The organism is Thiomicrospira sp., from assembly GCF_036568485.1.
Taxonomy (GTDB): Bacteria; Pseudomonadota; Gammaproteobacteria; order Thiomicrospirales; family Thiomicrospiraceae; genus Thiomicrospira.
The window spans coordinates 47,551-71,684 of the sequence record NZ_DATCSL010000077.1 but is presented as its reverse complement, the minus strand read 5'-3'; the positions used below and the strand labels follow the sequence as shown (position 1 = coordinate 71,684).

General features: G+C 44.1%; 19 protein-coding genes. 6 read left to right on the top strand and 13 right to left on the bottom strand.

Annotated features, from left to right (window positions below; genetic code table 11):
* On the top strand, positions 1-1,095 hold a 1,095-nt coding region (locus tag VIM91_RS07970; RefSeq protein ID WP_331864291.1), incomplete at its 5' end, for a protein adenylyltransferase SelO.
* A 16-nt stretch (positions 1,096-1,111) separates the two neighbouring features.
* On the opposite strand, the gene mpl is transcribed toward VIM91_RS07970, so the two are convergent.
* Both mpl and VIM91_RS07960 read right to left on the bottom strand, forming a co-directional pair.
* Positions 1,112-2,473 (bottom strand): UDP-N-acetylmuramate:L-alanyl-gamma-D-glutamyl-meso-diaminopimelate ligase, encoded by a 1,362-nt coding sequence (mpl, locus tag VIM91_RS07965; protein ID WP_331864290.1) that lies wholly within the window; start codon positions 2,471-2,473, stop codon positions 1,112-1,114.
* 164 nt (positions 2,474-2,637) lie between these two features.
* Entirely contained in the window at positions 2,638-3,456 is an 819-nt protein-coding gene (locus VIM91_RS07960; RefSeq protein ID WP_331864289.1) for a DUF2189 domain-containing protein, read from the bottom strand.
* Positions 3,457-3,732: 276 nt separating this feature from the next.
* Between VIM91_RS07960 and rnd the strand changes: the two genes are divergently transcribed.
* Both rnd and VIM91_RS07950 read left to right on the top strand, forming a co-directional pair.
* Entirely contained in the window at positions 3,733-4,878 is a 1,146-nt protein-coding gene (gene rnd, locus VIM91_RS07955; protein WP_331864288.1) for a ribonuclease D, read from the top strand.
* A 74-nt stretch (positions 4,879-4,952) separates the two neighbouring features.
* Positions 4,953-6,221, top strand: a complete 1,269-nt coding sequence (locus VIM91_RS07950) for a 6-phosphofructokinase (protein ID WP_331864287.1) — start codon at positions 4,953-4,955, stop codon at positions 6,219-6,221.
* 80 nt (positions 6,222-6,301) lie between these two features.
* Here the strand turns inward: VIM91_RS07950 and VIM91_RS07945 are convergent, their stop codons facing one another.
* The 8 genes from VIM91_RS07945 to fnr form a co-directional block, all read right to left on the bottom strand.
* A complete protein-coding gene (locus VIM91_RS07945; protein WP_331864286.1) occupies positions 6,302-6,637 on the bottom strand; it encodes a hypothetical protein in 336 nt (111 codons plus the stop codon).
* Between the two features lie 22 nt (positions 6,638-6,659).
* On the bottom strand, positions 6,660-7,463 hold the full coding sequence (locus VIM91_RS07940; protein WP_331864285.1) for an LPP20 family lipoprotein: 804 nt from the start codon (positions 7,461-7,463) through the stop codon (positions 6,660-6,662).
* A gap of 13 nt (positions 7,464-7,476) precedes the next feature.
* Positions 7,477-7,800, bottom strand: coding sequence for a hypothetical protein (locus VIM91_RS07935; protein WP_331864284.1), 324 nt, complete (start codon positions 7,798-7,800; stop codon positions 7,477-7,479).
* 11 nt (positions 7,801-7,811) lie between these two features.
* Positions 7,812-8,954 (bottom strand): hypothetical protein, encoded by a 1,143-nt coding sequence (locus tag VIM91_RS07930; protein ID WP_331864283.1) that lies wholly within the window; start codon positions 8,952-8,954, stop codon positions 7,812-7,814.
* Between the two features lie 56 nt (positions 8,955-9,010).
* Positions 9,011-10,444, bottom strand: coding sequence for a hypothetical protein (locus VIM91_RS07925; RefSeq protein WP_331864282.1), 1,434 nt, complete (start codon positions 10,442-10,444; stop codon positions 9,011-9,013).
* Complete coding sequence (pepN, locus tag VIM91_RS07920; protein WP_331864281.1) at positions 10,407-13,049, bottom strand: aminopeptidase N; 2,643 nt, start codon at positions 13,047-13,049, stop codon at positions 10,407-10,409. Before pepN ends, VIM91_RS07925 begins: the two co-directional genes overlap by 38 nt.
* A gap of 115 nt (positions 13,050-13,164) precedes the next feature.
* Positions 13,165-13,722 carry a peptidoglycan-associated lipoprotein Pal gene (gene pal / locus VIM91_RS07915; RefSeq protein WP_331864280.1) on the bottom strand — a complete coding sequence of 186 codons (558 nt, stop codon included), beginning with the start codon at positions 13,720-13,722 and terminating at the stop codon, positions 13,165-13,167.
* 308 nt (positions 13,723-14,030) lie between these two features.
* Entirely contained in the window at positions 14,031-14,792 is a 762-nt protein-coding gene (gene fnr, locus VIM91_RS07910; RefSeq protein WP_331864279.1) for a fumarate/nitrate reduction transcriptional regulator Fnr, read from the bottom strand.
* Positions 14,793-15,318: 526 nt separating this feature from the next.
* Here fnr and VIM91_RS07905 point away from each other — a divergent pair.
* Positions 15,319-16,527: a PfkB family carbohydrate kinase gene (locus VIM91_RS07905; protein ID WP_331864278.1), complete on the top strand. Its 1,209-nt coding sequence runs from the start codon at positions 15,319-15,321 to the stop codon at positions 16,525-16,527.
* A gap of 30 nt (positions 16,528-16,557) precedes the next feature.
* Here the strand turns inward: VIM91_RS07905 and rlmB are convergent, their stop codons facing one another.
* Both rlmB and rnr read right to left on the bottom strand, forming a co-directional pair.
* Positions 16,558-17,292 (bottom strand): 23S rRNA (guanosine(2251)-2'-O)-methyltransferase RlmB, encoded by a 735-nt coding sequence (rlmB, locus tag VIM91_RS07900; protein ID WP_331864277.1) that lies wholly within the window; start codon positions 17,290-17,292, stop codon positions 16,558-16,560.
* Positions 17,289-19,643 carry a ribonuclease R gene (gene rnr / locus VIM91_RS07895; RefSeq protein ID WP_331864276.1) on the bottom strand — a complete coding sequence of 785 codons (2,355 nt, stop codon included), beginning with the start codon at positions 19,641-19,643 and terminating at the stop codon, positions 17,289-17,291. The genes rlmB and rnr overlap by 4 nt, the downstream gene beginning before the upstream one ends.
* 417 nt (positions 19,644-20,060) lie before the next feature.
* Between rnr and VIM91_RS07890 the strand changes: the two genes are divergently transcribed.
* Entirely contained in the window at positions 20,061-21,521 is a 1,461-nt protein-coding gene (locus VIM91_RS07890) for a transglycosylase SLT domain-containing protein (protein WP_331864275.1), read from the top strand.
* A gap of 17 nt (positions 21,522-21,538) precedes the next feature.
* Here VIM91_RS07890 and thiI read toward each other — a convergent pair whose 3' ends face one another.
* Positions 21,539-22,984: a tRNA uracil 4-sulfurtransferase ThiI gene (gene thiI, locus VIM91_RS07885; RefSeq protein WP_331864274.1), complete on the bottom strand. Its 1,446-nt coding sequence runs from the start codon at positions 22,982-22,984 to the stop codon at positions 21,539-21,541.
* Positions 22,985-23,113: 129 nt separating this feature from the next.
* Between thiI and VIM91_RS07880 the strand changes: the two genes are divergently transcribed.
* A complete protein-coding gene (locus tag VIM91_RS07880) occupies positions 23,114-24,088 on the top strand; it encodes a class 1 fructose-bisphosphatase (RefSeq protein WP_331864273.1) in 975 nt (324 codons plus the stop codon).
* Positions 24,089-24,134: the final 46 nt, after the last annotated feature.

Below are 24,134 nucleotides of genomic sequence, written 5' to 3'. Positions count from 1 at the left end.
CGCACGCCCTATTCGCGCCGAGGTGATGGTCGAGCGGTACTGCGTTCGGTCATTCGCGAATACTTAGCGTCCGAAGCTTTGCACGCTTTAGGTGTGCCGACCACGCGTGCTTTAGCGATTGTGAGCGGCGACGAACAAGTTTGGCGCGAAGCCCTCGAACCGCGCGCGATGATGATTCGTGTTAGCGGAACCCATATTCGGTTTGGTCATTTTGAATGGGCCGCCAGCCAAAGCCCACAACACAGCCAAATCCTGGCCGACTATGTGATCCAACACCACTATCCAGAGTGCGCATCCGAACCAAATCCCTATGAAAGTCTGCTTAAATTGATCTTACAGCGCACCGCACGCATGATTGCCCACTGGCAAGCGGTCGGCTTTAATCACGGCGTGATGAACACCGACAACATGTCAATCCTCGGCGAAACCTTCGACTTTGGCCCCTACGCCTTTTTTGACGATTTTAAGATCGGTTATATTTGCAACCACACCGACACCGGCGGGCGTTATGCTTATAACGAACAACCCAATGTCGGGCTCTGGAACAGTCAAGTATTAGCCCAAGCGTTTGAACCGCTGATCGAATCGGTTGAAGTCCGTCAAAACTGCCTTAACGATTATGTCGAAGCCTACAATCAACATTACCTAAACTTAATGCGCGCAAAACTGGGATTACAAACCGAGCAACCAAAAGACAAATTATTGGTTGCCGATTTATTGATTTGTTTGGATAAACATAAAGTCGACTTTCATGTCTTTATGCGCAGTTTGGCAAACCTAGACCAGCCACATGATATTTGGCCCAGCAGTGACGACTACCAGGCCTGGTTGATGGATTACAAACAAAGATTAAAGCAAGAAACCCTGTCCGAATCCGAAAGAAAAGAGTTGATTTTAAAAACCAATCCGGCCCTAGTGTTACGCAACTACATCGCCCAACACATCATCGAACAAGCCGAAAACGGCGACCGAGAAATCGTTGACACCTGGCGCCAATGGCTCGCCTCCCCTTTTACCGAAAACCCCGAATGGCAGCAATGGACGCAACCCCCACATGCACACCTAAAAGGCCAAAGACTAAGCTGTTCCTCCTAATTCACCAGGTCTGGTGTTAGGCTTTAAGCTTACTTAATAACTTCTGATGCAATCCACCGAAGCTACCGTTTGACATAATCACCACTTGGTCGCCGGGTTGGAGTTCTTTGGCTAGAATGTCTAGCAAGGCATCATAGCTATTTTCGACTTTTACGGTTTGGCTAAAGGACTCAACTGGTAGCGGCCAGTTCCAGGCTGGGTCTATAAACGCATACACGGCATCGGCATCTATAAAGACTTGTGGCAAGGTGTCTTTATGCACGCCAAGTCGCATGGTATTTGACCTCGGTTCAAATACCGCGATTAAACGACCAGGCCTGGTGCTTTGGTTCATTTGTTTTTTTAGGCCTTGCAGGGTTAAGCGTATTGCGGTGGGATGGTGCGCAAAGTCGTCATAAATGGTGATGCCGTTTGCTTCGCCGACTTTGCTCATGCGGCGTTGCACACCTTTAAATTGACACAAGCCTTCTGTGGCTTCTAGCACTGGCACACCGGCATGTACCGACGCGGCAATCGCGCTTAAGGCGTTTTGTACATTGTGCAATCCAGTCATGCTCCAATGCACTTGACCGACTAACTTGCCTTGAAAAAACACGCTAAAAGATGAGCCATCTTCTTGCAATAAACCGGCCTGCCAATCACCTTGGGTTAAGCCGGATGTTTGCAATGGTGTCCAGCATCCACGCTCTAACACTTCGGTCAAATTCGTTTCTTCAGCCGGGTAAATAATCAGCCCATTACCGGGTACGGTGCGCACTAAATGGTGGAATTGGGTTTGAATCGCTTTTAGATCGGGAAAAATATCCGCATGATCAAATTCGAGGTTGTTCATCACCAAGGTACGCGGGTGGTAATGTACAAACTTGGAGCGTTTGTCGAAAAACGCGGTGTCGTATTCATCGGCTTCGACTACAAAAAACGGACTGTCGCCTAAACGGGCTGACACGCCAAAGTTTTGCGGCACACCACCAATCAAAAACCCGGGATTTAATCCGGCGTATTCTAAAATCCAGGCCACCATTGAGCTGGTGGTGGTTTTGCCGTGGGTACCGGCAATTGCAATCACCCAGCGATCATGCAACACATTTTCCGCCAACCATTGTGGGCCGGAGGTATAAACCTGTTGGGCGTTTAAAGTCGCTTCCACCGCCGCCTTGCCTCGGCTTAAAGCATTGCCGATCACGACTTGATCCGGCGGATTTTGCAGAAAACTCAGATCGTCTTCAGCCATAACCTCGATACCGGCTTGTTCAAGTTGCGTGCTCATGGGCGGGTAAATGGCTTTATCCGATCCGCTAACTTGATGGCCTTTTGCTTTGGCGAGTTGTGCGATGCCGCCCATAAAGGTGCCCGCGATACCGAGAATGTGAAGTTGCACGATGAGTCTCTCCTAATAATTTTGTTCGCTCATTATAGCAAGGCCTTTTAGACACGGGTTGGCTTCGTGTCGGCTGGCGTTATAACAAATTTTAAAGCGATCCATTTCAGCCATAAAAAAACCCGCCTTTAGGCGGGTTTTTAGTGCGTTTAAATGTCGATTAATTAAGTACGCTCATCAATTTCAACAAGATCGTTAAAGGCGTGCCAACTTGCATAACCCAGTAACGGCATCACAATCAACATGCCTAAACCTAATGATAAAATACCCACGCTCAGCATAAAGCCAATCACCAAGGCCCAGACCAGCATCACGCGTTTATTTTCCATCACAATTTTGAAACTTAAAATCATGGCCGACACCGCGCCAATGTTTTTATCACGCAATAATAACGGAATGGTGACCACACTAATTGCAAACACAAAGGCTGATAACACCAGACCAATGCTGGCAAAAATGGTCAAGAAGGTTAAACCCGCGTCCGAGGTTAAGAACCCCATAATGCCCATATTTGGATTAATAATTAATAATGAACTCGATCCAACCACAATCGCGGCTAACAAGGGGGTAAAAGTCGCCCACATAGCTGTAATCACCCCCAAAGTAGCGGCAAAGAAGCCGATGTCGGACACATTATCTTTCCAAGCCACCATTGAAGCACCTAACGACGGTTTTTGACCCTGCTCTAGTTTATGAGCGGTGTAATACAACCCCGTTGCCATAAAAGGCGATAATAAAATAAAGATGGTGGCCACTGTAAACATGTGAATGGGTTGATGTTGGAACGCAAAAAAGACCAATACCACAGATAACGCCATGACAAGGCCGTAAAAAAGAGAAATACCGGGTGCGTGTGCCATATCGTGCCAGCCATTTTTAAGCCAACGTCCAATATCGGATAATTGGGCATCGCGTGAAATAATATGCTCACCAGATTCGGTGTAATGATCGTGAACTTGACTTGATATTGCTTGATTAGACATGATGTCCTCCTACACTTTGACAGGGTCAAAGATAAAGCGATTAAATATCAGACTAAAACCTAAGTTTTATTACTTGCACATACAACATATCAGAACCCAATAATACTTGGTAATAGATTTTTTTTAAACTGGCATTGCATTGATTTATAAAGAAAATATTATGCACCTTAAGCAAAAAAACCCCCTCTGATCAATCGCCACTTACAAGCCCTTCTAGACGCTAGACGCGTTTAAATAGCGCTTGCTGCTAGGCTAGGCTAAGGCTACACTTGGCGCATGAATCATCAAACCATTATTAACGACATCAAACTTGCCGAATTTTGCAAACATTTAAGCCACCAGGCCTGGTTTGCGATTGATACCGAATTTGTGCGTCAAGACACCTATTACGCTGAATTAAGTCTAATCCAGATTTTCTCTGAACAAGACGATTTGGCTTTAATTGATCCGTTAGCCCTTGAGGATATGACGCCACTTTGGACATTATTGGCCAACCCGTCCATCACGAAAGTCTTTCACTCGGCTCGCCAAGACATTGAAATTCTGTTTCAAGTCGGCGGCTTAATGCCACAGAATATTTTTGATACCCAAATTGCCGGTGTATTTTTAGGATATGGCGATATGGCCGGGTTTGCCCGCGTGATCGAAAATGAGTTAAAGGTGACGTTAGATAAAGACCAAACACGCACCAATTGGCATCAACGCCCTTTAACGAGCCGACAGATTCAATACGCGCTTGATGACGTGCGATTTTTAGCGCCGCTATACCAAAAGATGCAACAGCAATTAACGGCCATGCAAAAACAAGCGCTAAACTGGGATTTCGAACAATTATTGGATGCGTCTCTTTACCAAGTTGACCCAGACCAGGCCTGGTTAAGGTTAAAAGGCACGCAAAACTTTAGTCCGAAACAACTGGGCATGACTAAAGCCTTGGCGGCTTGGCGCGAACGCACCGCGATTGAACTCAACCAACCGCGCAAATGGATTATTAATGATGATGTCATCTTATACCTAGCCAAGCGCCCGGTTCGTGCGCTGGAAGGACTCTATAAAGTGCCCGACCTCAACGCCGGATTGGTACGACAGTTTGGTGAAGCCCTGATTCAACAGCTCGACTGGGCTTTTGCCCATGAGGAATATTGGCCAGATAAACCGACCAAATCCGAACCGCCACAAGCTCATGAAGACATTCAAATTCAACTCGCCATGAGTTATGCGCATCAAGTGGCACTGAATGCAGGGGTTAACCTCAATAACCTAACCCAAAAGCGCGACCTTCTGTGTTTATTACGCCAACAACCGAGCTTGCTAGATCAGGGTTGGCGTGCGCTGCTACTGGGTGAGCCGCTTAAGCAACTCTTCAACCACCAGGCCTGCTTATGTATCGAAGCCCAGCAGCTTAAACTAAACCCCATTTAATAACATCCAGCTACATAGACTCAAGCCGAATGTTTTATAATATCGAGCTCAAAATTTAGGATCAAGGATTTGGCATGACTCGCCCTGCAAAAAACGTACTCTATGCTCAAGCCGGCGGCGTGTCGGCGGTCATTAATGCTAGCGCGGCTGGTGTAATTGAAACCGCTAAACAACACCCAGAAACATTTGGCAAAGTCTACGCGGCTATTAACGGTATTAAAGGGGTATTAGAGGAAGAACTGGTCGATTTAGATCAACTTAGCCAAACCGAGCTGGATCGTTTAAAAACATTACCGGGTGCCGCTTTTAAATCCTGTCGCTTTGATCTTGAATCCGTACAAGAACGCCCTGACCAATATGAGCGTGTGCTCGATATTTTCATGACTTATGAAATCGGTTACTTTTTTTACAACGGCGGTAATGGTTCCATGCTCACCGCGCAAAAAGTCGCGGATTACTGTCGGCGTCATGGTCACCCGGTGATTTGTATCGGCGTGGCTAAAACCATTGATAATGATATTGCGTTATCCCATTGCAGCCCTGGTTTTGGCAGCGCGGCCAAGTATCTGGCCACCAGTTTCTTAGAAGCGGTACTGGATATTCATTCCATGCACCAAACCTCTACCCAGTTCTTTGTAATGGAAACCATGGGGCGCAATGTGGGTTGGTTATCGCTAGCACCAGGCCTGGTGCAAGAAGTGATAGAAGATTTACCTATCATCATTTTGCCGGCTGAACGCCCATTTAAACAACAAGCTTTTTTGGACGAAGTAACACGTTTAATCAAACGTTATGGTTATTGTGTGTGCTCGGTATCGGAAGGTATTCGCAATGAAGACGGCAGCTTTATTTCGGTGGAAGGCGAAGAACACGCTCACGGTCAAACCTATACTCAACTAGGCGGAGTCAGTGAAAAAATTGGTCACTTAGTCGCACAACGCTTAGGGATAAAAACACACAGTGCCAACCCAGACTATTTGCAACGATCCGCCAGCCACCTCGTTTCCCTAACAGACTGGCAAATGGCTTATCAAGCCGGCTCAGAAGCGGTGCTATCTGCTTTACGTGGCGAACACGGCACATTACCGGTGATCGAAGTAACCTCTAACTCACCATTTAAGTGGCATTTTAAAAGTGTCGATTTGCAAGCTGTAGCCGAACTGGAAAAATCCGTACCGGATGAATTTATTCGCGAGGATGGTATGGGGATTACGCAAGCGGCGCTCGATTATTTACGCCCTCTCATTCAAGGCGAACATACGGTGGGTTTTAAAAACGGCTTACCGGATGTGGCGCCGCTCAAACTCAGCTTGGTCGATAAGCAGCGTCCTGCATTCGATTAACTTTCTTTTCCGATCTTCATTAACAAAAAAGCCAGCAGTATATGCTGGCTTTTTTGTTAACACAGACGTTAAATTAATGACTAAGGAAATGAATAACGTGAATCCGTAAATCGACCATTATTGGCATCCGCCCGTTTTAGCGTGTTTGCAGAACCGGCGTCAAGATCGGTCGTACCCTGTTTTAACTTAAGGGAGACTTCATCCACTCGAACAGTTAGCGCTTCAATTGCATGACTGTTGCGCTTTACCTGTTCAACTTGATTATTCTGTTGGGCACGTTCTTGATTGACCTGGCGCTCAAATTGAGACACTTTGTTTTCAAGTACTCTTACTCGTGTCGAAATACTGGACGCCTGCACTGTTTGCCATGCGAGCGCGCCCACCATTACACTTACCGTCAGACCTTTTATTAACATGCCCCACACTCCCTATCGAATTCTAGCGATAGTTTGCTGCCTCGTAACAATTAAATCCAAGTGTACAAGTTTCCATTGGCTCTAACACAACATCTTGTTGGTTACCGCTGTAAACAAATACATCTTCAAAAAAGCGACGGTCAACAAACACTTCAAGTACTGTTTCGTAGTTATTATCCGACATTGGCGTGATACTTACAATACGTGCGCCCTTAACAACTGCATTTACTCGTGCGCGGAAGCTATCACTTTGTGCTGTCATGGTTGCAACCGACGTATTACTATCGATTTTAATACCATATAACTGCTCAGCTAACGAACGGTAGGCATCCAATTTAGAAGCACGAATGGCCATTAAACGTTTTTGACCATCGGTAAAGCCTTCATAAGTGCTTTGAGCACCATAACCCACACCGGTGATTTTAATGCGCTCTTGACGAGGACGTTGTTTCACAATAATCGGCGCGGGTTGTTCTGCTTTAACTTCTTGCTTAGCTTGCTGAACTGGCTTTTGTGGCGCGGTTTCAACCTGTGTTGTTTCAACTACGGGCGCTTGCTGAGGCTGTGCTGCAGGTTGAGGCTGAACGGCACTTGCACTCGCCTCTTCTACACGTGGTTTGTTTTGCAACAAATAACGTTGTTCAGCTTGGTTCATGTTATGACTATCTGGTCGAACCGCATAGTCTACCTGTTTGATTGGCTGGTTACCTTGATAGGTAGTGCTTGAATAACTTACTACTTCTTGAGGTTGAGGCTGGGTGGTTTCACAACCGGCTAACACCAATACACTGGCTAATCCCACACCAATTAACATCTGCTTTTTCATGACTTTACTCCATTCATTCACTTAGTAAATAGGGTTTAGAATAGTAACGCTCGCGTATTTGAACCTCAGGCCCTTCATAACGACATAACGTTGGGTTGTTCTTACAACGTAGTTGCTCCATGCTATAGGATCGACCAACTAAATAACGTGGTTTAAGCTCGGTTGTTTGATTATAGTAATCTGGCACACTCACTTGGGCTGGGTAAAGCCATTCACACTCATCTAGCCAACAACCAACTCCAGCAACAGCGGCTGTTTGCGGGCCATTTAAGCCCGCACAACCGTTGAGACCTACAACGATGGTGGTGGATGCCAAAAGTAACCAACCTTTTTTCATACAAAACCTGCTTAAGGGTAGCTGTTCATATTGCCAGTATCGTAACCTAAGCCACCGTCTGGTGCTTGATAACGATAACCATCCGGTTGCTCTCGGGTAGTTGGTTTCTCAGCCTGTTCTTTTTCAGCCTCTAGCTTTTTAGCGGCTTCTTGCTCCGCAGCTTTAGCTTTAAGTTCCTGCTCTAGCATATTCTTTTCCACCAACTTAATGGTTTCAACAATCGAAGTGTACTGCTGTTGAAGACTTTTAACTCGATTATTAATCTCAACGACTCGGCGTTGAGCCACCGAAACATTACGATTTACCGCATCCAATTTTTCTTCAAACTTACCCATATCAACCTGTGGAGCCGCAGAAGTAGGCGCCACTTGCACTGGAGTCGATCCACTCGGTGCTTGTTGAGAAACCGCTGCTTCGGTTGTGGTTTTCTCATTATTAGGCACGGTTAACGTCTCTGGCAATCCTGGTATGACTGAGGCGGGTTGTTTACCTTGCGATAAGGCCACAATATCCCCATTTGCCTGCTCAATTTGAAAGCTAAGTGCATCGAGTTTGCGGTTTAAATCACGCAAGATCGTTTCGTTTGCTTGTGAAGCTACTCGGCCAACTTCAGACTCGCCTCGTATCTCTTCAATCATGGTTACGGTATCACTATCGCTGCCATTTGCGCTCAAGGCGCCCCAGGTTGCAATGCCTATACCAATTAACGCCAATACGATTAGCGTTGATCCAAATCCAATAATCATGCTCTTAAGTGAGTCCATTTCTGCCACCGTTAATTCATTGCCATTATTCTTATTTGCTCGTCGAGCTAAGAAGTCATCTTCTTGCGTGTCAAAGCTTCGTCTTGGTGAATAGCCTTCTGCGTCGCCGGTTCTAATTGCGGGATCTGGACGAGTTAACTCTGGCTCCGCTGGTCTTTCATCCAGCGGAGCTTCAAACATACGATCTAACTCATCATCTTCGTCCTGAGAGTTATCTTGCGTCGCTTGATCCGGTGCCACCTGTTCAGAATCTTCCGACAAAGCGGCTAACAAGCCTTCTTCATCGCGTGCTTGGTTATTGGCATCGCGTTGTTCAAACTCCGCTTCATCCAGCAAGGAATCAATGCTGTCAAGATCATTGGGGTCTATTGTTTTGTCTGGCTCAGCCACAGACGCCACTCCTAAATTCATTATTACGTTAATTGCTGACCGTCATGTCAGACAAATTAGCGCGAAGGTTTTAAACGTTCTAAAGAAATACGCTTCATACGCCCATTATTCAGTTCAAAAAGTTCGGGGAGTAAATAATACTGACCGTCCGACTTTACTTCTATGCGCCCTATCTGAGAGTTGATCACATAAGGCTTGGGCTGTTCTGAACGACGTATCATTTCAACCGCTACCTCTGCTAAAGCACTAAACAGACCAATATTTATATTTTCTTGATTTTTTTTATCAAATAATGCTTGTTCATAGACAAAATAACGCGGCAGTAACACATAGGTTTTTTGCCATGAGTCCAGTGTCGAGTTGAATGTTTTGATATCAGGCAACTGGGTTGGTATCCAAATAATAGGATAATAAAAATTATAATAGGCCATTAAAGGTGCCAACTGTATTGCAGGTTGATATGGCACGCTGGCAATCAATAAAGACTTATCCTGACGCACATAAGAATTTGACTCAATTGAGCGATCAAGCGTTCGTTTCAACCAGTTGACGCGTGCACTGGATTGTTCGGCACCTACCAGTCTCGCTAGAGATTTATCCACCCCGCCTTTTAGTATCTCTGGCTCAATCGCCCACATTGGATGACTTAACCATGAAGTCTCACCTTCGGGTAGATCCGGCTCGTTAAATTGTGCCTCGACTGCTGCAAGAAATGGATCAGAAAGAGGCGAGTTATCAACTAGCCAACCAACATATTGAGGTTTAATTTGACTTAATAATGGTTGCAATGCTACCGCATTGGCTTGCGCTGATGAGGCTAATGAAACAACATGCGTATAATTTTGTTGAATAGATGTAAACAGTAAGGTCGGCTTATTAATATTATTTTGCAAGAATGGTTCAGCTTTATGGCGTTCTAATGGCCCCACAATCAGATCGGGGTTAAATAAATTCACTAAACGGGCGAGTTCGGCCATATCTGTGTAAAGCTCAGTATCAATCACATAGACTTTTTTGTTTGCAAAGGCTTGCTGAATGGGCGCCAGAATAGCTTGACCGGCTTCTGCATAAGCACCAGACAATGGCAATAACACCACAATATTTTCGGCCTCAGCCGCACGACTAAATTCAATACTTGGTTGCGGGGCATCGCTGTCTATTAGCTGCATTTGTTGTTGCAAATAATCAAACCGACTCACAAACTGTTCAGGCGTTTGTTGCGGTTGCAGTTGTTGCATATGCTGCACAAAAGCGCCCAACTCATTATTGCGCAGCGCAATTTCGGCCTTTAATAGTAGAATTTCATAATCAATCAAGCGAATGCGTGAGTCTTGCAACAACTGCGCTTTACCGACCCCAGTTTCGGCAAAACTTGCCGAAACTGGGGTCGCACAACCGACTATAACTAAAATACTCGTTATCAGCCAAGCTCGCCCCTGATGGAATCCTATTTTAATCAACGACAGGTAAGGATTTTTCAACCAACTCATAAACATCTTTTGACTCCGCTTGCTGCGAGATTCTTGTTAACTCTGCCAACATAAGCTGCTGACGCTGGTCATCAAAACGAGACCATTGGGTTAAAGGGGTTAATATTCTGGCGGCGACTTGAGGGTTCATCTTATCTAAATATAAAACTTGGTCAGCCAGCCATTGGTAACCCTGGCCTGAAGCTTGATGAAACGCGCGGATATTTTGGCGGGCAAACACCCCGACCACACTGCGCACTCGATTCGGGGTTCGGTAAGAAAATTTGGGATGTTGAACCAGTTCTTGTACTTGCTCTAACGCATTCGGAATATCTGCCGAGGCTTTTAACGCAAACCACTTATCCAGCACCAGGGTTTCATGCTGCCAACGTTGATAAAAATCGTCTAGACAAACTTGAGCTGCTTGCGATTCTGAGTGTGACAAGGTTTCCAAGGCCACCAGAACATCCGTCATATTAGCTTGTGCTTGATACTGCGCCAAGGCCAAAGGTAAAGCTTCGGCTGATCTCGAAGCCATTAAGTATTGCAAACAACGGTTTTTCATCAAACGTTGTGCAATATCCTGCTTATTGTAGGCATAGGGTTGTAATTTATTTAGAACCTGGTAAGCGGCGGCCAATTCAGAATAAAATCCCTGGCCTAAGGCTTGTTTCATTGATTGGTGGGCGGTTAACAGTGCTTCAATATCAACTTGTTCATACTGTTCAATTAAGTAACTCATATCCGGCAAGTTAAGTGCATAAGCCTGCAAAGCTAAGTCCTGAGCTTGGTTTGTATTAACTTCGTTTAATAGGCGAGAAAATACACGTGAATAAGCCTCGCCTAGCTGATATGGCTCACCATTTTTCAATCGTGTCACGTTATGCATTAAATCAGTCACCGCCAGTCTTTGAGCTGACTCCCAGCGATTAAAACTGTCTGTATCATGTTGTGCTAAAAACTCTAATTCTTCCAATCGATAGTCATACGCCAGCTTGACCGGCGCAGAAAACTCTCTTAAAAACGAAGGAATGGGAGGCGCTTCAATCCCACTAAATTCGAAGACTTGTTGAGCTTGCGTAAACTGAAGAACCGCACTATCCGATTCAATTCGAATCGTGTCAGTACAATTTTCAGCCGGTGACAAAACAAGCGGCTCACCTGAACTCGATAGCAATCCCATTTTGATCGGAATTAATTGCGGTTGAGCGCCCACCAGGCCTGGTATGGACTGCTGACAATGAATAGTATAACGCTGGCTCTCAACATCATAATGGGTGTCTACCTTCAGAACGGGTGTGCCAGGCTGCACGTACCAGTTGTGCATTTGTGTCAAATCCACTTGGTTGGCATCGGCCATGGCCTGGCGAAAATCTTGTACGGTTACCGCTTGCCCATCATGGCGTTCAAAATACAAATCCATGCCTTTTCTAAAACCATCTTTTCCAAGCAATGTTTGATAAAGGCGCACAACTTCCGCGCCTTTTTCATACACGGTCATGGTATAAAAGTTATTCATTTCTATATAAGACTGAGGCTGAATTGGGTGCGACGTGGGCCCCGAATCCTCAGGAAACTGGACACTGCGCAAACGTTTGACATCTTCAATGCGTTTAACAGCCGGCGACAAGCGATCTGCTGTAAACTCTTGATCACGAAATACGGTTAATCCCTCTTTTAAGGTTAACTGAAACCAATCCCGACAGGTAATACGGTTCCCAGTCCAATTGTGAAAATACTCATGCGCAATAACGGCTTCTACACCTTCAAAATCCGCATCAGTGGCTGTCTGCGGGTCTGCCAACACGTATTTGGAATTAAAAATATTAAGGCCTTTATTTTCCATGGCGCCCATATTGAAATCATCTACCGCCACAATCATATAGATATCTAAGTCATACACTCGCCCGAACCTTTGCTCATCCCAGCGCATCGAGTGGATTAAAGAATCCATCGCATGACGACATTTAGACAAATGGTTTTCATCAGTATATATTCGCAAACAAATATCGCGGCCATCTTGTGCTTTAAAGTGATCTTCAATATGAGCCAGATCACCCACCACTAAGGCAAATAGATAACAGGGTTTTTTAAACGGATCGTGCCAAGTTGCAAAATGACGGCCACCGGCTAAATCACCAGACTTGATCAAATTGCCATTGGATAACAACACAGGGTTAGTCGACTTATCCGCCACTAATGTGGTGGTATAGACGCTTAATACATCTGGACGATCTAAGAAATACGTTATGCGCCGAAAACCTTCAGCCTCACATTGAGTGCAATAATTTCCACCAGACCGGTACAAGCCTTCTAACGCGGTATTAGACTCAGGATTCACACGCGTGACGATTTCAAGCAAGCAATCTACCGGATCGATATTTAAGGTTAAAAACGAATCATCCACTCGATAGTCGTCTTTTGTTAAGACCTGGTCATTCACTCGAACTGATATCAACTCTAAATTTTCACCATTCAGCTTTAATTGAGCGGCTTGAGGGTGTGCTTTTTTGATCGATAGACGATTAGTCACTATGGTTGAGGCGGGCAAAAGTTCGAAGGTTAAATCAACGGCTTCAATTTTGAAATCCGTAGGTTGATAATCTTTTAAATAATTTACATTCACTTCGGCAACCACCTTGTCATCCTCACATCTTAAAGTTGATATTTTACATCTGCAAAAACAAAAAAGCCCTCCCGCAAAGCTGGGAGGGCTTTTTAAATGAAACGTCTACTATAGACTAGTAAACGAACTCACCGCGACGGTTTTGAGCCCAAGCTTCGTTGTTGCTAGCATCAACAAGTGGACGGTCTTCACCAAAGCTAATCACATCAATACGATCAGCTTCTACACCTTCAGCAATCAATGCATTTTTAATGGCATTCGCACGACGTTCACCTAAAGCAAGGTTGTACTCGCGTGAACCGCGCTCATCACAATGGCCTTCTACTGTAAGCTTAGCTTCTTGGTTAAGCGCTAAGTAATCAGCGTGCATTTTGATTACGTCATGAAATTCAGATGTGACTTCAGAACGATCAAATGCAAACTGCACACGCTTGCCTTGAAGTGCAGCAAACATATCAGCAATTTGCTGAGCTGTTTGATCAGCCGCTGCATCAGCCGCGTCTTCAGCCTGACCTGCTAGGCTTTCAGAATCACCTGAACCCGTACTGGTTTGTGATACAGACTCAGAAGTTGATACTCCTGCGCTTTCATCGGTTGGCGTAGAGCTACAACCAACCAATGCAACACCAAGAGCCCCAACCATAAATAACTGCTTTAAACGTTCTAATGACATACATTTCTCCATGGGTTTTGAGTTAAAAGAGTATCCAATTGCGTTTGATTATAACAAATTGCCAGCATCCCATACACTTTAATAACACCCAAAACATACAAAAAGTTGATTTTATTTTTAAATAAAGTTAACTAAATCGTCAAAAAATAGACTTTTTTAAATTTTAAACATAAAAAAACCCGACACTAGGTCGGGCTAAGCGGGCTACATATTCAAAGGAAACGATCTCTCGAGTTCCATCACAGTTTCATTAAACCATAGCCTCTTTAAATTTGAGTTGACACACATCAATTTTTAACATGAATAGATCAACCCAATTTCACGTTAAGATCTTTTTCCATCTCTTGAACATGGGCTTTCTCACCCGCCATGTCTCTTAACCCTTCTAAATCAAAGATCTTTATTTCTTTGCGCTTCCAATTCACGACTTTATCTTTGGCTAATCGAGCTAAAATTCGCGATACCGTTTCCGGTGTTAAACCTAAGTACATCGCTACATCACGCTGCAAAACATTAAAACGAAACTCGGTATGCAAATAACCACGACTCAGAAAACGTTGCGACAAATTCCAAATAAAGTGAGCGACTCGTTGATCCGCATTACGTTTAGATAAAATTTCAGAATGCACCCGACCATCATTGACACCCTTACTCATTAAACAGAACAACTGGTGATTTAAAGCCGGAATTTGCATGGATAAAATTTCTAGCTGATCAAATGGAATCGCACACACCGAAGTCGTATCGAGCGCGACGGCATTACATTGGTAATGCTTGGTACTGAGTGCGTCTAACCCAATGACATCACCGGGCAGATAAAAACCCAATATTTGCTCTTCTCCCTGATTAGTCAAAGTATAGACTTTCACCACACCCGCCTTAATAGCAAAGACTGAATCAAAGTTTTCCCCGAACCGATATAAGTGATCACCCTTATGTAAAGGCGCTTTACGTTCAACGATAGAATCTAGACGTGTAATATCCGCCCGCATCAACCCGGTTGGAAAGCAAATTTTTTGAAGGCCACAATTAGGGCATCCAATATTAAATGCATTTTTTAGTTCGCCCACTTCTGCTCCCAGGATTAAAATCTGTTTTTGTATTTCGATTTACTTGCACTTGATTCTAACGGCTTTTCATATCACTGTCACTCATGCCGACCCCTTGCTAATTTTATTAACCTATAAATAAATTATTTTGAAAAAAATAGCCTTTTTATTAATATGGTTTTTACGCTTGACTAGTTTTTAATCAATCTAATATTTCCTCGCAGATTTAAAGCACTTAGTCCACACGCCAGTATATAGTCCACAAAGTTATCCACACATATTGTGAATAATATTCAGCTTAACAAAACACGCCTAAAGTTAAATTATATACTTATATTTCAATGACTTAATCAGTTTAAAAAAATTGCAAGTGCTAAATTTTATTAAACATCTCAGCTTTCTTTACCCAGGTCTTGACAGCTCACTAAATCTTTGTTTATCAAAACCCAAGCCCTGGCAGAATTATGCTAAACTTCCGCTAACACAAAACAAGACATCGCCCTAGATTTGATGATTTTTTGGGCTTAACTGATCACGGAAAACAACTATGGCAAAAATTCTTGGCATTGGTAACCTGGTATTGGATACCATTTTAACTCTGAACCATTACCTACAAGAAGATGAAGAAGTTCGCGCAGTATCTCGCCAGTTTAAATTTGGCGGCAATACCGCTAACACCTTATATGTTTTGTCACAACTAGGCCATGAAACGGCCATTGTCAGCACTCTCGCTACCGATGAACCAGCTAAGCAGCTTAAAAAAGCGATTCAGGATCATGGCATTTCGACTGAACATATTCAGCGTTTCATTAAAGGAGCCACACCCACCTCTTATATACAGGTTTCGCAAAAAACCGGCTCTCGTAGTATCACTCACTATCGTGACCTACCAGAATTAGATTTTGAACACTTTGCAAAAATTGAAATCGAAGCCTATGACTGGCTGCATTTTGAAGGTCGAAATATGGATGCACTTGCAGGCATGCTCAATATTGCGAAAACTTTTTTGGATCAACAACCCATCTCGCTTGAAATTGAAAAAGCACGTGACGGCATAGAGGCCTTGTTTGGTTCAGCGAACTTGTTATTGTTTTCACACCACTATGCTAAACAAAAGGGTTATTTGGACGCGGAAAGCCTGCTTAAAGATGTTCATAAGGCGACTCCCACAGCCAACTTAGTTTGCACTTGGGGCGATCAAGGTGCTTGGAGCCTATCGGCAAGTGGAGAACTGCACCACGAACCTGCTCAGGTTATAAAAAAGGTAGTGGATACTTTAGGAGCAGGCGACACGTTCAATGCGAGCATGATCCATCATTTGATCGCTGGTGCCAGCTTAAAACAAGCGGTACACGAAGCAAGCTTATTGGCGGCTCGTAAATGTCAACAAATGGGACTAGATAACTTAACGCAACCCTTGGCAACGCGTAAACCCATCGCTAATATAAAGTTTATTAGCAGCTCCAAAGCCACCGTTGTGCCGGCCCCAGGCCTGCCTCACAAGGTTGTTTTAATTAAGCATGAGGACGAAATTAAAGCTTACGAAAACAATTGTCCGCACCAAGATGTGCCGTTAGATGAAGCCTACAAAATTGACATCAATCCATTCGAGATGACAATGAAATGCTCGGTGCATGATGCCTATTTTCGCATAGAGGACGGCGTTTGTGTTGAAGGGCCATGTTGGCGGGATGAGCTAAAACCGGTCGATATCGAAATTGATCCCGATACCGGCGGTATTTATTTAGCTGAGTAATCGAATAATTAAAGCACTAGGCCTGGTGCTTTAAAACGCGTTTTTTTGACGCTGAATTTCATACAAAGCGACCGCGGTAGCAACCGAAACATTAAGACTTTCTACCTGCCCAAGCATCGGAATGGCAACCAGTTCATCGCAAGTTTGACGAGTTAGTTGGCGTAAACCAGACCCTTCCGCCCCCATAACTAAACCTAACCGACCTGAAAACTGAGTCTGATATAAAGTTTTATCGGTTTCACCCGCCAAGCCAACCACCCACAAACCCGCCTGCTGCAAGCTTTTTATCGTTCGACTTAAATTGGTAACCGCAACTAACCTAACCGTCTCGGCCGCGCCACTAGCGACCTTACGTACGGTTGCATTTAAACCAACCGAATTGTTTTTGGGTATTACGACCGCATCCACCCCGGTGGCATCCGCTGTTCGTAAAATAGCCCCTAGGTTATGTGGGTCCTGCACTTCATCCAAAAATAGAATCAAGCAATTTGCCGACTGCTCAACCAAATCCAATAAGTCTGATTCAGAAAACTCTGCTTGTGGAGCGACTTCCGCCATAACACCTTGGTGTACCGCGTCCATCTTAGAAAAAAACGACTTGGACTCAAAACGTGTTTGCACACCTAAATTTTTAGCCTGATCAAGCAAGGCTTGCTGACGCGGATTTAAGCGCCCTTCTATCAAAATTAATTGATAGATTAAATGCGGAGATTGCTTGAGTAGACGTTCTATCGCATGCACACCATAAAGTGTGTCTACACTCATGATTCCGCCTTTGGACGATTTGGTTTACGCTTTTTACGATAGTTACGCGAGCGACGTTTTTTTCTTGGCTTGCCCTCGTTGTCTTCGCTGGCATCAAGGTTTGGTGCGTCAACTGTCTCAACCGTTTTGTCTTGCGCCTCATCATCTAGAACCGGATTTGGGTTTAAATGGCGAATTAAACGCAGGTCAATTTTTCGCGTGTCCAAAACGACTTGTGCCACTTGAACTTCAACACGATCGCCTAAACGATAAACCAGACCAGTACGTTCGCCTTTTAAGCAGTGACGCACAGGATCAAAATGGAAGTAGTCTTCGCCAAGTTCAGTTATGTGTACTAAGCCTTCGATATATAAATCGTCTAACTCAACAAACATACCAAAACTGGTAACCGACGAAATCACGGCCTGATACTGCTCACCCAAACGGTGCGACAAGAACTCACACTTCAAGAAGGTAACCGCATCACGAGTAGCTTCGTCTGCACGTCGCTCAGCGTCTGAGCAATGACGACCAAACACTTCCATCTGACTTTCAGTATAAGTAAAACCTTCGGTACCTTGCTTTAACCAAGCATGACGGATTGCACGATGAATTAATAAGTCAGGGTAGCGACGAATTGGCGAAGTAAAGTGCGCATAATGGTCATAGTTCAAACCAAAGTGCCCCTTATTCTCTGGCTGATACACCGCCTGATTCATACTTCTTAGCATCACGGTTTTAACAAGGTGAGAATAAGATTTACCTTCAACTTGCTGCATCACTTCATCAAAGTCTTGTGCCGTAGGCTCATCACCTCCACCCAACTGCAAGCCAAAGTCGGCTAAAAAGCCTTTTAGCTTTTTGAGCTTTTCTTCTTTAGGCTTTTCGTGCACACGATAAAGAATTGGTAATTTATGCCATTTTAGGAAACGGGCTGTCGCTACGTTTGCCATCAACATACATTCTTCAATCAACTTATGTGCTTCATTTCGTACCACTGGAATGATTTTATCGATCTTGCGATCTTCATCAAAAATCATCTGAGTTTCAACCGTATCAAATTCTAATGCACCACGCTCAGAACGTGATTTCAATAAAATCTTGTATAACTCATTTAAGGATTCGATATGTTCAACCATAGGCGCAAACGTTTGCTTATGCTCACTTTGCTCATTCGTCAAAATGTCGTGAACCTGGTTATAGGTTAAACGTGCCTTGGAGTTCATGACCGCTTGATAAAACTGACTACGTTCAAGCTGGCCATCATCTGAAATATTCATATCACAAACCATACACAAGCGATCAACTTGTGGGTTTAATGAACATAATTCATTTGATAGTTTCTCAGGCAGCATCGGAATCACTCGCTGTGGGAAATACACCGAGTTTCCTCGCTTGTAAGCTTCCTTATCCAATTCGCTGCCCGGTTTAACGTAATGCGACACATCCGCAATCGCCACGACTAGACGCCAGCCGTTTTTACGACGCTTGGCAAATACGGCATCATCAAAATCTTTAGAGTCCGCGCCATCAATCGTCATTAAAGGCAGATGACGTAAATCTTTACGCCCCTCCATATCCGCCTCAGTGACTTCATTTGGAATTTGATCCAACTCAGCCAACAGACTTTCCGGCCATTCATTAGGAATACCAAATGCATGAATCGCCGTATCTATCTCCATGCCCGGCGCCATATAATCGCCCATAATTTCAACGATTTTACCAATCGGGCCATGACGTCTTGAAGGCTGCATTAATATGTCCACCAACACAATTTGTCCTTCCTGAGCGCCCATTAAGCCATCAGTTGGTACAAACACATCTTGTGTAATACGATTGTTATTTGGATGAACCCAGGCCATATTTTCTTCAAGGTGCACTCGCCCGACTAGCTGGGTCGAGTTATGGTGCGTGACTTCAACAATCGTGGCTTCTTTACGACCGCGGCGATCTTCACCAATCACAGAGGCAATAACCTCATCACCATGGAGCACTTTATGCATTTCTTGGGCCGATAAAAATAAATCATCGTCCATCGAATCGGTGCTTAAAAAACCGAAACCATCTGGGTGACCAATCACTTTACCTTTAATTAAATCCATTTTCTGGATCAGGCCAAACGCACCACGACGATTCTTTATTAGCTGACCATCACGCAACATGGCTTTTAAACGGCGAGACAAAGCCTCAAAGCGCTCTTCATCTTCAGGGAAAATATCCAAACTCTCAGCCAGCTGTTCTAAACGCATAGGCTTATTGACTTGCTCAAGGTGTTCTAGGATAAATTCTCGACTTGGAATAGGATTGTCATATTTTTCAGCTTCGCGCTGCGCAAAAGGATCATCAACGGATGCAATATTTTCTTTAGTCACTCGATACCATCTTAAATTTTGCGGCCCAGTAAAATATTTTTCCACTACCAGGCCTGGTTAAATGCGTGTGCAAGGGTTACTCGCATAAGTTGTTGTTGGCGTTTTACAAAAAACCCAAATAAAAACAGTTGGGATTATAACAGACTACAAGCGAACAGCTGCAACCTTATTATTCGCCAAACCTATGATATATGATGACTTTAACGAAAAACTTGCAATCGGTTTAGCCATATTTTTGCCGTAAAAAACGCGCGTAAATTATAATCAACCCATAAAAAATAACAACTAACACTTTGTTTTTTATAACTAAAAACAAAAAACCGACGGCATTATTGGGCTTTTACTAAAGAATTACTGGTAAATTAAGACGACACTTACTAGAATTGAACTCAATGTTCATGACTTTTAGGTAAGACTTTGCTGCAAATTACGCTACCCATGCTCGTGATTATCGCTGGCTTATTCACCCCAGCCACGCCACAAGCACAAGTTTTGCCTATTGAAGCTGAAACCTCCTTCTATAACCGAGTTAATGAACCATTTTTTGGCGATCTTAAAGACATGCGCGAACGCCGAATTATCCGAGTCTTAGTCAGTTACAACCGCACCAACTATTTCATGTCCGATGCTGGCACACAGGGTATCGAATTTGAACTTTTAAAGTCTTACGAAAATTACCTAAATCGTGGCCCACTAAGGGAACGCTACCAAACCCATATCGTGTTTATTGTTGTGCCTTTCAACGAGCTAATGGATCATTTGCTCAACGGATTGGGTGATCTGATTGCCTCGGGTTTAACCATTACACCCGGACGTCAAGCTCGCGTTGACTTTAGTGTTCCTTATATAAAAAATGTCACCGAAGTTTTAGTTTCGCACCCGCGTTCGCCCACCGTAAAACGCCTAGAGGATTTATCTGGCCAACGCGTTATTGTGGTGGCGGACAGCAGCTATATCGTCAACTTGGAAATGGCCAATCAAGCCTTAGGTCAAGCCGGCCTCACGCCAATTGAAATTGTCAAAGCACCCGCCATACTTGATGCTGAAGATTTATTGGAAATGGTTAATGCTGAAATCTACGACTTTACGGTCGTCGATAACCATATTGCCCGAGCTTGGTCCTCTGTGTTTAATAATATAAAGGTGCATGATGACTTTATTCTTTATCATAACGGGCAAGTTGCCTGGGCAGTACGCAAAGAGAACCCTAAACTTAAAGCGTCACTTAACCAATACATCAATCGTTACGCCAAGCCAGGTCGTTTTTTAAGTAATGTGCTTTATACCAAGTACTTTGAATTGGGTGCGGGTATTAACCAACGCCCTTTATCTCAAGACATTCTTCGCCAAGTCGATTTTTTAAAACCCTACTTTCAACTTTATGCTAATTTTTATGATTTAGACTGGTTATTAGTGGCGGCCACCGCCTACCAAGAATCGCGTTTTCAACAAGACACAATTAGTAATAAAGGCGCGATCGGAATCATGCAAGTTCGCCCCAGCACCGCACGTGCAAAATCCGTCAATATTCCCAATATCACCGACATAGAACATAACATTCATGCTGGCACAAGATATCTCGCCCACCTAAAAGAACACTACTTCAGCACCCCCGACTACACCGAAGATGAAAGTTTAAACTTTACGCTAGCGGCCTATAACGCAGGACCGACCCGTATTCGACAACTGCAACGTTTGGCGGAGCGCCAAGGGTTGAATCCATACAAATGGTTTTACAATGTTGAACAACTCGCGCGCACACGAATTGGGCAAGAGACAGTCAATTATGTGATTAGCATTCAAAAGCATCGCGTTGCACTCGAATCGGCACAACGCTTGGAATTAGAAAAACGTTTAGCTCGGGGCGCTTTTCCCTAGACATGAATAATTTTGCCTTAACGAGCTGGTCGGTAAACAAATACATTTTGTAAACCACGATCGCGCAAATACTGTGCATGCAACTGGCTCATTACACCCTTCTGACAATAAAGCAAATAGCGCGAATCTTTATTCCAGCCTTTAGAAGACTGGTTTAACTCATAAAAAGGGACATTTAAGGCATTATCCAGCGGAGCCAATTTCTGCTCATTTTCGGCACGAATATCCACCACGATATCACCCGACTGCACCTCTTCGATGACTTCTACCGGTGCGGCGTCCAAGATTTGATCCACCAATTGATCAACTGCCTGAATCCTAAGGTCGGCGACCGCTTGATCCAGCACCATCATGTCAAACTTGTCAGCTTCTGAGAGGGTTCGATGGAATGAGGCTTTGGTCACAGGGTTTTTGGAAATCACACCACAATATTCGGGCATACTTTCAGCAAAATGCTTGGTACCGATTTGTTCCGCGATTGAAATAATATCGGGCTTATTCATCATCGCCAAAGGGCGCAACACCAGCATGGAACTCGCTTCGTCAATCACCGCCAAGTTTTTCAAGGTTTGGCTTGATACTTGAGCCACACTTTCCCCAGTAATTAAGGCATAGATATCGAGATCTTTCGCAATTTTCTCAGCTGCTTGCAACATCAAGCGTTTAAGCATGACCCCCATATAACTTTCATGCACTGACTTAAATAGCTCAGTCACCACCCCATCAAAAGGCACACTGATAAATTTGATACGGTGTGAAGATTCATAGCGATTCCATAGATAAATCGCGACTTGCTTAACACCTAACTCATGTGCGGTGCCGCCCAAATTGAAAAATATAAAATGAGTCTTAATGCCACGTTTAATCGCCAAATAACTCGCCACGGTGGAATCAAACCCACCCGACATCAAAGACAAAGCCTCACTCTGGCTGCCCAGCGGGTAACCACCCAAACCGGCATAACGCGCTTCAATAATATTGAGAAAACCATCAAACACATCAAATTCAATTTTCACTTCGGCATGATGCAAGCTGACACCTTTCGACTCTCCTTGCTGGCAAAGTGCATGACCGGTTTCACGCTCGAGCTGCATGGAGTCAAAATCATGCTCGCCTGTGCGCTTCGCGCGTACCACAAAGGTTTTGCCTTTAATTAAAGGCAAGGCAAACGGCACCACCTTTTCAACCACACTCGCCAATGTATCAATCGGGTATTGCTTCACTTGCCAAACCTGATCCACGCCTGGCGTATTGAGTAAAACGCCTTGTGCGGCCGCCACCAGGCCTGGTGATGAATCCGGCACAAACACTTCAATCTTATCCCAATATTTTTTCGTCACGATATCTTCATCCAATCGCTTTAATAAACGCAACAGGTTTTCATGCAGCTGGCGCACCATTTTCTTTTTAACGGCATCGCCTTTAATCATAATTTCTGGGAAAAATTTAACTATATACTTCATTGATTTTGTTCTTTTTTATACACAATATTTACTGAATTACGGATTGCATTGTTACATCAACAATGCTTGTTTTTTTTTAGACTTAGCGTTAAGCTAGCCGGATTTTTAAACTAACTAAGAGAGCAATCCATGATTAGACTGCATGAAATTCTTAAACGCGACGGCGTCAATCCTGAGCTTCAACAAGTAATCCGCCATACAATGGTAGCGTGTAAAGAGATTTCACACAAATTAGGCCAGGGTGAATTAGCCGGTATTTTAGGTTCAAGCGTAACCGAAAACGTACAGGGTGAAACTCAAAAATTGCTAGATGTTGTATCAAACGACCTTCTAAAGCAAATTCTAATCGAAGACAACTGCGTTAAAGGGATTGCCTCTGAAGAAGAAGATTATACCGTTGCCGGTTCTGCTGATGGCAAATACCTTGTATTATTTGATCCACTAGATGGCTCATCAAACATTGATGTTAACCTATCAGTTGGTACGATTTTCTCGATCCTAGAAGCACCAGATGACAGCCGTCAAGGTGATGACCAAAACATCTATCTACAAAACGGTCGCAAACAAGTTGCTGCAGGTTATGTTTTATACGGCCCATCTAGCCTGTTGGTTTTAACCACCGGCAAAGGTGTTAACTTCTTCACTCTAGATCGTCACATTGGTGAATATGTCATTACGCGTGAACAGGTCAAAATCCCAACTGAAACCAGCGAGTTTGCGATCAACATGTCTAACCAGCGTTTCTGGGAAGATGGTATGAAAAACTACATCAACGACTGTTTAGCTGGCGAAACGGGTCCACTAGGCAAACGTTATAATATGCGTTGGGTAGCCTCTATGGTGGCTGAAGTTCACCGTATTTTAGTTCGTGGCGGCATCTTCATGTACCCTTGGGATAACCGTGAGCCAAACAAGCCGGGTAAACTTCGCCTAATGTACGAAGGTAACCCAATGAGCATGTTGATTGAACAAGCCGGTGGTTTATCAACAACAGGCCGTGAGCACATCATGGACGTTGAACCTAAAGATATTCACCAACGTTGCCCAGTTATGTTGGGTTCAAAAAACGAAGTCGAAAAAGCGATGTCTTACCTAAAAGACTAAGATTAAATAATCTTAGCTTACGGCCACCCGCTCTTCGCGGGTGGTT

Coding starts and splice junctions, on each gene's coding strand:
- VIM91_RS07925 (WP_331864282.1), bottom strand. CDS start 10,444: ATGAGTTGGTTGAAAAATCCTTACCTGTCGTTGATTAAAATAGGATTC.
- pal (WP_331864280.1), bottom strand. CDS start 13,722: ATGTCATTAGAACGTTTAAAGCAGTTATTTATGGTTGGGGCTCTTGGT.
- VIM91_RS07880 (WP_331864273.1), top strand. CDS start 23,114: ATGATTAGACTGCATGAAATTCTTAAACGCGACGGCGTCAATCCTGAG.
- VIM91_RS07905 (WP_331864278.1), top strand. CDS start 15,319: ATGGCAAAAATTCTTGGCATTGGTAACCTGGTATTGGATACCATTTTA.
- thiI (WP_331864274.1), bottom strand. CDS start 22,984: ATGAAGTATATAGTTAAATTTTTCCCAGAAATTATGATTAAAGGCGAT.
- VIM91_RS07935 (WP_331864284.1), bottom strand. CDS start 7,800: ATGAAAAAAGGTTGGTTACTTTTGGCATCCACCACCATCGTTGTAGGT.
- VIM91_RS07945 (WP_331864286.1), bottom strand. CDS start 6,637: ATGTTAATAAAAGGTCTGACGGTAAGTGTAATGGTGGGCGCGCTCGCA.
- rlmB (WP_331864277.1), bottom strand. CDS start 17,292: ATGAGTGTAGACACACTTTATGGTGTGCATGCGATAGAACGTCTACTC.
- VIM91_RS07950 (WP_331864287.1), top strand. CDS start 4,953: ATGACTCGCCCTGCAAAAAACGTACTCTATGCTCAAGCCGGCGGCGTG.
- VIM91_RS07940 (WP_331864285.1), bottom strand. CDS start 7,463: ATGAAAAAGCAGATGTTAATTGGTGTGGGATTAGCCAGTGTATTGGTG.
- rnd (WP_331864288.1), top strand. CDS start 3,733: ATGAATCATCAAACCATTATTAACGACATCAAACTTGCCGAATTTTGC.
- VIM91_RS07960 (WP_331864289.1), bottom strand. CDS start 3,456: ATGTCTAATCAAGCAATATCAAGTCAAGTTCACGATCATTACACCGAA.